This window comes from Candidatus Poseidoniia archaeon (assembly GCA_030748895.1).
Classification (GTDB): domain Archaea; phylum Thermoplasmatota; class Poseidoniia; order MGIII; family CG-Epi1; genus UBA8886.
In genome coordinates this window covers 1-1,023 of sequence record JASMLC010000035.1, presented here as the reverse complement: position 1 = coordinate 1,023, position 1,023 = coordinate 1, and the positions used below count along the sequence as shown (strand labels likewise).

The following is a 1,023-nucleotide window of genomic DNA, read 5'->3' as shown; positions in this document are numbered from 1 at the left end:
CGCTCCTGCGCCAGCCGCTCCACTTCGTCGTAGTTATGGCAGCCGCCGTAGTAGCGCTTGCCAGGGTAGCCTTCGGCGTACTTGTTGGTGAGGCAGGAGCCGACCGCCTCCATCACCGCCGGCGAGACGTGGTTCTCCGACGCAATCAGCTCGATTGTTGACTGCTGCCGCTCCGCCTCGCGCGCGATAATACCTGCGACGGTGCTCTCCATCAGCGCGCGCAGCCGGCGGCGATTAATAGCGTTTTATTCGTGTGTTTCGCTGATAGGAATAATTAAATCATGGGTATCAGTCCCGGTTGCCGTGAACTCCATCCTGCTAGTCGTCGGAGCCCGCCCTAACTTCATGAAAATGGCACCGTTATATGACGAACTCAAGAGCCGCAACCTGCCAGTCTTGCTGCTTCACACAGGCCAGCATTATGATGACAACATGAACAAGTTATTCTTCGATGAACTTGGTATGCCCAAACCCGAGTTCTATCTAGGAGTAGGTTCAGCCGGCCACGCCGAGCAGACCGCCAAGATTATGGTCGATTTTGAGAAAGTATGCATCGAGAAAAGACCATCAATGGTTATCGTCGCGGGTGACGTGAATTCTACTATCGCATGTGCACTTGTGGCGGCAAAGCTCTGGATTCCAGTGGCACACGTCGAGGCAGGACTGAGGTCATTCGATAGAGCAATGCCCGAAGAGATTAACCGCATCTTGACAGATAGAATTTCAGATTTGCTGTTCACGCCATCGCCAGATGCTAACCAGAATCTTATCGCGGAAGGAATGGAACCCGAGAAAATAAAACTGGTTGGAAATATAATGATTGATACATTGTTACTCCATTCTCAAAAAGCTGACCTAAGTGATATACATCGAGAATTACAAATTCAAAAAGGAAATTATGCTCTGATAACGTTGCACCGGCCTTCTAATGTAGATATCAAAGACATCTTTTCAGGAATCATCGAAGCCTTGGAATCTATCGCTGAAGACGTGACTATTGTTTTTCCTGCACATCCAAGGACC

Annotated in this window: 2 protein-coding genes; one reads left to right on the top strand and one right to left on the bottom strand. The window is 49.7% G+C overall.

Translation table 11 applies throughout. From position 1 onward, the window contains the following. Positions 1 to 212, bottom strand: a 212-nt coding sequence (locus tag QGG57_06840; protein ID MDP7007880.1) for a serine hydroxymethyltransferase, incomplete at its 3' end; no start/stop codon positions are given. 91 nt (positions 213 to 303) lie between these two features. Between QGG57_06840 and wecB the strand changes: the two genes are divergently transcribed. Beyond that, positions 304 to 1,023 (top strand): UDP-N-acetylglucosamine 2-epimerase (non-hydrolyzing) (gene wecB / locus QGG57_06835; GenBank protein MDP7007879.1); only part of this gene is annotated, 720 nt, incomplete at its 3' end.